Source organism: Methylobacterium sp. UNCCL125, from assembly GCF_900116795.1.
In the GTDB taxonomy this organism is placed as follows: Bacteria; Pseudomonadota; Alphaproteobacteria; order Rhizobiales; family Beijerinckiaceae; genus Methylobacterium; species Methylobacterium fujisawaense.
In genome coordinates this window covers 1-8287 of the sequence record NZ_FPBW01000071.1, presented here as the reverse complement: position 1 = coordinate 8287, position 8287 = coordinate 1, and the positions used below count along the sequence as shown (strand labels likewise).

5 protein-coding genes are annotated in these 8287 nt (G+C 70.8%); 2 read left to right on the top strand and 3 right to left on the bottom strand.

The window, feature by feature from the left end; genetic code table 11:
- Positions 1-462: 462 nt before the first annotated feature.
- Entirely contained in the window at positions 463-2487 is a 2025-nt protein-coding gene (locus BM396_RS31550) for a M23 family metallopeptidase (RefSeq protein ID WP_043388231.1), read from the top strand.
- A gap of 9 nt (positions 2488-2496) precedes the next feature.
- On the opposite strand, the gene gluQRS is transcribed toward BM396_RS31550, so the two are convergent.
- Genes gluQRS through BM396_RS31535 form a run of 3 tightly spaced genes read right to left on the bottom strand, consistent with a single transcriptional unit; the run spans position 2497 to position 5769 of the window.
- On the bottom strand, positions 2497-3435 hold the full coding sequence (gene gluQRS / locus BM396_RS31545) for a tRNA glutamyl-Q(34) synthetase GluQRS (RefSeq protein ID WP_078946963.1): 939 nt from the start codon (positions 3433-3435) through the stop codon (positions 2497-2499).
- The gene (locus BM396_RS31540) at positions 3411-3692 is read right to left on the bottom strand and encodes a hypothetical protein (RefSeq protein ID WP_043388232.1); all 282 of its coding nucleotides are present in this window, start codon (positions 3690-3692) and stop codon (positions 3411-3413) included. Before BM396_RS31540 ends, gluQRS begins: the two co-directional genes overlap by 25 nt.
- Before the next feature lie 46 nt (positions 3693-3738).
- On the bottom strand, positions 3739-5769 hold the full coding sequence (locus BM396_RS31535) for an ATP-binding protein (RefSeq protein ID WP_043388233.1): 2031 nt from the start codon (positions 5767-5769) through the stop codon (positions 3739-3741).
- Between the two features lie 198 nt (positions 5770-5967).
- On the opposite strand from BM396_RS31535, the gene BM396_RS31530 reads away from it, so the two are divergent.
- Positions 5968-7611, top strand: coding sequence for a GMC oxidoreductase (locus BM396_RS31530; RefSeq protein ID WP_043388234.1), 1644 nt, complete (start codon positions 5968-5970; stop codon positions 7609-7611).
- Positions 7612-8287 lie beyond the last annotated feature (676 nt).

The following is an 8287-nucleotide window of genomic DNA, read 5'->3' as shown; positions in this document are numbered from 1 at the left end:
GTCCGCCTCAGCGGTGGAGGGCGTCTAGAGCCCGCCGATCCTCCTGTCAACCCCGCCTCGGATCCGCCGTAGCGGCCCGCCGCAGAGCCGGCATCTCGCAGAAAACAGAAGACCGCCCGGCTAAACCCGCCGGACAATCCCGCCGCTTGTCAGAAGATGCCTCAGCGCCCGGTCCACTTCCGCGGCCGGCGCCGATGAGCCGGGGTATAGGCCCTGGAGTTCGGCCCGTCAACCGGCGTTTCGCGATTCCGTTCCGAACCGCCGCGTTGTCCCGCTCGCCGGACTTGTCCAACATGTCGGCGTCCTCCAACGGTCAGGGGTCAAGGCGCCTCAATCTCGACACGCTGGGCCGTGAGATGAGTTCACCGGGACAGATGCCGCTTCCGGCATCATCAGATTCGGCTTCAGCGCCTCGAGTCCTGCGAGGACGCCCGTTCGCCGTTGTGTTTTCAGGGCCTTCGAGTGAAGCGCGAGCGACTCAAGATCGGCGATGTGGCCGCCCTCTCCCCGGCGCGTGGAGTTCAGGCGCCCCTCGATCATCTCGGCGCAACGGCGACCCAGATCGACCGTCGCGCCGTCAACCTGCGATGGCTCTGCGCCAGCAGCCTCACCGGCCTGACCGGGGCCGGCCTGATCGCGGCGGCTCTCCATGTTTCCCTTCAGGGGGACGTGTCCTTCGCGGCCATTCCCGAGAAGGCGACGGTCTTGCCGCGACCGCAGCCGAGCGAAAGCGGCGCCAATATCGCCCGGAAGGGTGACCGACTGATCCGCAACCTGATGATCGCGTCGGCCAAGCAGAGCTTCCGGGCGCCGGTCACGGTCCGCCTCGGGGATCGCGAGATCATCAAGGCCAAGGCGTTCGTACGGCTCACCACACCCCTGTCGATGACGACGGGCGTTTACGCGAGCGAGCCCCCCCGCTTCGATCCGATGAAGTTCGTATCCGACGAACCGTTGGAGCGTGCCCCCGAAGCCTCTGCCGATGCCCCCGGCGCCGAGGTCACCGTGGTGAAGCGCGATCTGGCTGAGGCCGCCGTCGACCCCAACGCACCCGCACTCAGCGACGACGACGTCACCGCGCAGGTGGAGGAGGAGCGCCGCATCGCCGCCGAGGCGGGCCGTCGTGCCGCGATCCCGATCGCCCCGCAGATCATGCTGTCGCGCACGCTCCAGCAGGGCGCGACGGGGGATGGTGACGGCACGGCGCCGAAGGATGCCAACCCGTTCAAGGCGATCGAGGTGCTGGTCGTCCCCGAGAACGTCACGAAGGTCGCCAAGGTCGAGCTCAAGCCCAATGAAGCGCCCCTCGTCGAAGAGCGCGACCTCGCGCTGAAGCGCGGCGAGACCCTGGAATCGACCCTCAAGGCCATCGGCTTCGTCAGCGACGACGCGATCCGAGGCATCGTCGCGGCGCTCGGCGGTAAGGCCCGCACGGCCGCCCTCAACGAGGGCCAGCCGATGCGCGTGCAGATCGCGCCGGGCCCGCATCCCGGCGACCCGCGCCAGGTGACCCGCGTCGTGCTCTACGGTGAGAACGGCATCGAGGGCATCGCCGCCCTGAACGATCGCGGCGCCTTCGTCTCGGTGGCGCCGCCCTCCGAGGAATCCCCCTCCCCCAAGCCGCAGGCTCAGGCTGAACCCGGCGAAGACGAAGATGCGGATTCCGGTTCAGGGCCGCGGCTGTATCAGAGCCTCTACGAGACGGCCGCGCGCCACGACCTGCCGCGGGCCGCCGTCGAGGATATCGTCCGGGTGTTCAGCTACGACCTGGACTTCCAGCGCCGCATCAGCAGCGGCGACGGGCTCGACGTGTTCTACAGCACCGACGACGATGCCAGCGCCGACCGTCCGGATCTTCTCTACGCGGCGCTGACGCTCGGTGGCGAGACCCGCAAGGTCTACCGCTTCCAATCCCCGGATGACGGGACGATCGACTATCTCGACGAGCAGGGCCGCTCGCTGAAGAAATTCCTGCTGCGCAAGCCCATCGCTGACGGGATCATGCGCTCCGGCTTCGGCTACCGGCGCCATCCGGTCCTGGGTTATGCCAAGCTTCACACCGGCGTCGACTGGTCGAATCCGATCGGCACCCCGATCATGGCAGCCGGCAACGGCGTGGTGATCCGCTCCGAGATGACCTCGGGCTACGGCAACCGGGTCGAGATCCAGCATGTCAACGGCTACGTGACGACCTACAACCACATGTCACGGTTCGGCCGCGGCATCCGGGAAGGCGTCAAGGTCCGGCAAGGGCAGGTCGTGGGCTATGTCGGCTCGACCGGCCTGTCGACCGGCGCCCATCTTCACTACGAGGTGATCATCAACGGCCACTTCGTCGATCCGATGAAGATCCGTGTCCCGCGTGGCCGGGAGCTCGACGGGCGCCTGCTCGCCGAGTTCAAGCGTCAGCGGGAGCAGATCGACGCCACCATGCAGAAGTCGAAGAGCGCCACCGCCATCGCCCAGCGCGATGCGGCGGTGCGCTGAGGCGATCGCTCAGGCGAAGCCGAGCCGGGCGCGGATGTCCCCGGGGGTCTGGCCGGCTTGCCGAAGGTCGGCGAGGGATTGCGAGCCGCGCGACTTGGACAGCTTCTCGCCCTCAGCGTCGTGCAGCAGCGGGTGGTGGTGGTAGCGCGGCGTCGGCAGGCCGAGCAGCGCTTGCAGGAGCACGTGCAGGTCGGTGGCGGCCTCCAGGTCGCGGCCGCGAACCACATGGGTGATCCCCTCGGCGGCATCGTCGTGAACCACTGCGAGATGGTAGCTTGTCGGCACGTCGCGGCGCGCGATCACCGTATCGCCCCAACGCCCCGGATCGGCCGCGATCCAGCGCTCGCCCGCCTCGTCGAAGGCGACGTAGCCGAGCGTCGAGCCGGCGCCGCGCAGGGCGGCCGCCATGTCGAGACGCCAGGTATGCGGATCGCCCCTGGCGAGACGGTCCGCCACGGACACGGGGGACTCGTGCCGGCAGGTGCCGGGATAGAGCGGCACGCCATCCGGATCGCAGGGGAACTCGCCCGCAGACGCGATCCGCGCCCGGATCTGCCCGCGCGAGCAGAAGCAGGGATAGGCGAGCCCGCGGCCGACGAGCCCGTCGAGGGCCGTCCGGTAGGCATCCATATACCGGGACTGACGCCGCACCGGCTCGGGATAGCTCAGCCCGAGCCAGGCGAGGTCCGAGACGATCCCGTCGATGAAGTCCGGCTTCGAGCGCGCGGGATCGATGTCCTCGATCCGCAGGCGGCAGAGGCCGCCCAGCCGGGTGGCGAACTGCGCGTTGAGAAGCGCCGAGTAGGCGTGGCCGAGGTGCAGGCGTCCATTGGGGCTCGGCGCGAAACGCAGGACCGGCCCTCCCGCACTTCTGAGCCGCTCCGCCGAGGCGCTCGGATCGGCCGGTCTGCGCGGGTGCGGCGTCAGCCCTCGCGGCGGCGGAGGCATTGCAGCGCGCCGGGCTGGCAGGCGAAGCCGGGGAGCGAGCAGGCCGGGCCGTCTGCGAGCCGCTGACAAACCTTGCAGCCGTCGCTCCATTCGAGGCAGGCCGGATCCTCGGCCGCCGAGCGCAGCGGTGCTGGGTGACGGGCGGGCGCCAGGGCGCCGATGAGCACGGTTGCGATCACGAGGACCGCGATGCCCCAGGCGGCAAGCGCGCCGCTCGACGAGCGCGGTGCGGGCGGCAGAGGGCTGGTTGTCGACATGGGCGTCCTGTTGGCGTGGGACTCGCCCGCCTGTCAACGCGCGCCCTCAGGCCGCACGCGCGGATTGGCGCTCCAGCAGCGGGGGGAGCAGCTTCAGATTGAGCGGCTTGGCCAGGAACCCGTCGAAGCCGGCCGCCCGGGCGGCGATCTCGTCCTCGCGGCCCGCATTGGCGGTCAGTGCGACGAGATGGAGCGGGTGCGCGCAGCCCGATTCGGCCGCGCGGATCCGCCGGGCGGTCTCGTGCCCGTCGAGGCGCGGCATCCGCACGTCGATCAGCGCCAGGTCGAAGGGGCCGTCCGACTCAAACCGCTCGAGGGCCTCGACGCCGTCGGCCGCATGGACCACCGTGGCGCCGAGCCGTTCCAGCGCCCGGGTCGCCAGCAGGGCGTTGATCGGGTTGTCCTCGGCCAGCAGGACCCGAAGGTGGCTGCCGGTATGCGAGGGGGCCTCGGGCGGGGCGGCTGCGGCCTCGACCGGGCCCGTCGATGCGTGAAGGCGCTCGAACAGGGAGCGCGGGCGGACCGGTTTGATCAGGTAGCCGTCGAAGCCCGCCGCACCGGGCGCCCCGAAGCCGCGCCGGTCGAACGGCGAGAGGAGCACGAGGCTCGTGCGAACCCCGCAGGCCCGCGCCGCATCGGCGATCTGCCGCACGGCACCGTCGCCCAGCGCCCGGTCGGCCAGCACCACGTCGAAGGCGGCGCCCGACAGGGCGTCGAGACCCGACTCGAGGCTGTCGACGATCACGGTGGCGGCTCCGGCCCGGGACAGGCTGCGGGCGAGGTACGGCGCCTGGAACGGCGAGTCGGCGACGATCAGACAGCGTCGCGCGGAGAGCGGCGGCAACGGGACCCGTCCGCCGTCATCGATGCCGGCCACCTCGGCCAGCGGCAGCAGGACCCGGAAGGTCGAACCCCGCCCGAGGCGCGACTCCGCCTCGATCCGGCCGCCCATGCGGGTCACCAGACGCCGCGTGATGGCGAGACCCAGACCGGTGCCTTCATGGCTGCGGCTCGCGCTGCCGTCGCCCTGCTCGAACTCCTCGAACAGGATCGGCAGTCTCTCCTCCGGGATGCCCGGGCCGGTATCGGCCACGGCGAGCACGACCTCGCCGCCGGCTGCGGTCCGCACGAAGCTCAGGCTGACGCCGACGCCGCCCCGCTCGGTGAACTTGATGGCATTGCCCGCGAGATTGATCAGGATCTGCCGCACCCGGTCGGCGTCGCCCAGAACGGCGGCCGGAAAGTCCTCGGTCACGTCGAGGGCGATCTCGATCCCCTTGTCCTGCGCGCGGGGCGCGAGCAGCTCGACGACGCCCTCGGAGAGGGCCGGCAGGTCGAAGGGCTCGGCCGCGAGGTCGAGGCGCCCGGCTTCGATCCGCGAGAAGTCGAGGACCCCGTCGATCAGGCCGAGCAGCGCTTGGCCGCTGGTGCGCACCGCCTCCACGTAGGTGCGCTGCTCGGGGTTCAGCTCGGTTCCGAGCACGAGGTCGGCCATGCCCAGGATGCCGTTGAGCGGCGTCCGCATCTCGTGGCTCACCGTCGCTAGGAAGCGGGATTTCGCGACGCTGGCCGCCTCGGCGCGCTCCAGGGCCGCGTCGCGGCTGCGGATCGCCTCGACCCGCGCGGTGACGTCCCGGCCCGCGCGCAGCCAGTGCGTCGCGTCGCCGTGCGCGACCGGCATCTCCACGAAGGCGAACCAGCGCGCCCGCCCGTCCGCCGCCCGGACCTGCGCCTCCAGGCGGCGGACCCCGTCCGGCCCGATCTCCACGGCGTTGCGGTCGAGGATCTCGAGATCGTCCTGAGAGCCGATCAGCGCGATCGGCTCGCGGCCGAGCAGGCGGGCGAAATCCTCGTTGGCGTAGGTGATGCGCCCGCGGGCATCGCGCTGGACGATGATCTCGGTGGTGGCGGCCACCAGGGCGCGATAGCGGTCCTCGCTCTCGCTGATCCGCCAGATGCGGTCCTGCAGCCGCTCGGTCTCGCGCTCGGCGCGCCGCGTTCCGCGCACGCGCCAGAGGCCGAGGCCCAGCGCGGCCGCTGTCAGGAGCGCCAGGATAGGCGCCATCATGTCGATCATTCCGGCCTCCCCGGCTTCAGGCCGGTCCGCCGCAGGATCGCAGCCGAAGCTGAAGGCCGCGTTGGGAAAGGCGCTTAACCGCCGGTTGCAGACTTCGCGGAGCCCGGGACGCCGCGCGCGCTTAACGGAACCGTGAGGTGATCCGAAAAGCGGCTCGCGAGTTGCCTGCCAGGACGCAGGTCCGGACGGAGACGCGACATGCCCGGTGAGCACTACGACGTCATCATTGTCGGGTCCGGTCCCGGCGGCGGCACGATGGCGTGGCGCCTCGCCCAGACGGGCAAGCGGATCCTGCTGGTCGAGCGCGGCGACTACCTGCTGCGGGAGCCGCGGAACTGGGACAGTCAGGCGGTGATCGTCGACGGCTACTACCAGGCCAAGGAGACGTGGTACTCCTCCGACGGCAAGAGCTTCCACCCTGGCCTTCACTACTATGTCGGCGGGAACTCGAAGTTCTACGGATCGATCCTCTTCCGCCTCCGCGAGAAGGACTTCTCCGAGATCCGCCACCAGGACGGCGTCGCGCCGGCCTGGCCCGTCGGCTACGACGTCTTCGAGCCGTACTATCAGGCGGCCGAGGAGCTGTTCCACGTCCACGGGCTGCGCGGCGAGGACCCGACCGAGCCCTGGTCGACGAAGCCCTACGCCCATCCGCCGGTGGCGCACGAGCCGCGGATCCAGGAGCTGTTCGACAACCTGAAGCGGGCCGGCCACCACCCGTTCCACCTGCCGGTGGGCGTGCGGCTGGTGGAGAAGGACGGCCGCGCGGTGCCGACCTCGCCCTGCATCAAGTGCGAATCCTTCGACGGATTCCCCTGCCCCACCAACGGCAAGTCCGATGCCCAGACCATGGTGGTGGACCCGGCCCTGCGGGACTGCCCGAACCTGACGCTGCTCACCCGCACCTATGTCGAGCGCCTCGTCACCGACACCTCCGGCCGCACCGTCACGGGCATCGTCGGCGCGCGCGACGGCGCGCCCTTCGAGGCCTCGGCCGACCTCGTCGTGGTGGCCTGCGGCGCCCTCTCCTCGGCGCTGCTGCTGCTGCGCTCGGCCAGCGACCGACACCCGAACGGCCTCGCCAACGGGTCGGACCAGGTCGGGCGCAACTACATGCGCCACAATAACTCGACGGTGCTGGCGATTTCGAAGATCCCGAACCCGACCCGGTTCCAGAAGACGCTCGGCCTCAACGACTTCTACTTCGGCGATCCGGACCCGAAGGACGGCTGGGAGTTCCCCCTCGGCCACATCCAGATGGTCGGCAAATCGGACGGGGCCCAGATCCACGGCGAGGGCCTGCCGGGCTTCCTGCAATGGTTCCCCGACAAGCCCTTCGACTGGATCGCCAAGCACTCCGTCGATTTCTGGCTGACCTCGGAGGACGTGCCGCTCCCGCAGAACCGGATCTTCTACAAGGACGGCAAGGTCCATCTCGACCTCACCGAGACGAACGTCGAGGCGCACAAGCGGCTCCGGCAGAAGCTGCGCGAGATCTGCAGCTTCACCGACATCCACCCGCACCTGTTCGACCGCTCGCTCTATCTCGGCAAGAACGTCCCGATCGGCGGGACGGCCCACCAGGCGGGGACCCTGCGGTTCGGCGAGGATCCGAAGACGTCGGTGCTCGATCCGAACTGCAAGGCGCACGAGTTGGACAACCTCTACGTGACCGATGCCAGCTTCTTCCCGTCGATCGGCGCCGTGAACCCGACGCTGACCATCATCGCCAACGCCCTGCGGGTCGCCGATCATCTCGTCGCCCGGATGGGGGCCCGGGACGCGATCGCGCCGCCCCGGCTCTTCGATCACACCGAGCCGCGGGAGCCGCTGCCCGCCTGAGGATCGGGGGGCGCGGAACACCGCTCCCGCCCGGCGCCGCATCCTGAAGTACCCGCGCCGGCGGGCCTCGAAAGCGGCTTCCAGGACGCGCGCGACCTGTGGAGGGCTCTCCCGAGGTCGCCGCGCTCCGGCACCTCGGGATGCGGGGCCGGCTTCGGATGTGCGTTATCGTCCCCGCGCGCCGGTGGCGCCGGGGGCATGGCCCGGGAGCGAACACGAGGGACGCGGGACGCCGCGGGAACCCAGGTGTCGGCCAAAGTCGCGCGGGATCCGATCCCCGCGGCGCCCCGCGGCATCGACCGGGCGCCTCCCCCGGCCGGTGCCGTCTTTCTCGTCGCGGCGTCTCCAGCGCCCCGGTCCTGCGACTCCCTGTTAGCGGTCTCGGGCGAGGCCCAGGCACGCCGTGCCCGCACCTCCGGAACCCGCATCAGCGCCGTGGCCTTCCAGCCGCCCCCCGCCTCGTAGTGGGCGGGTCCGCAGGTCGCTCAGGGTCGGCCCAGAGGCGGGTCGGCGCGGGGGCATTTCCTCGACCCCGCCGGGCAAACTGCCGCCCGGTCTCACGCCCGCTTCCGAGACACGCCCCGCACCGGTCCGCCGCCCGGGGCGATGGCGGCTGAAAGCCACCGACGCGGGCGCCGCCCCGCCCCCGGACCCGCCCGGTCAGCCACCGGGCGGG

What these genes read in the sequence shown, in the direction of transcription:
- gluQRS (WP_078946963.1), bottom strand. Translation starts at nt 3,435, where the DNA reads ATGCCTCCGCCGCCGCGAGGGCTGACGCCGCACCCGCGCAGACCGGCC.
- BM396_RS31530 (WP_043388234.1), top strand. Translation starts at nt 5,968, where the DNA reads ATGCCCGGTGAGCACTACGACGTCATCATTGTCGGGTCCGGTCCCGGC.
- BM396_RS31535 (WP_043388233.1), bottom strand. Translation starts at nt 5,769, where the DNA reads ATGATCGACATGATGGCGCCTATCCTGGCGCTCCTGACAGCGGCCGCG.
- BM396_RS31540 (WP_043388232.1), bottom strand. Translation starts at nt 3,692, where the DNA reads ATGTCGACAACCAGCCCTCTGCCGCCCGCACCGCGCTCGTCGAGCGGC.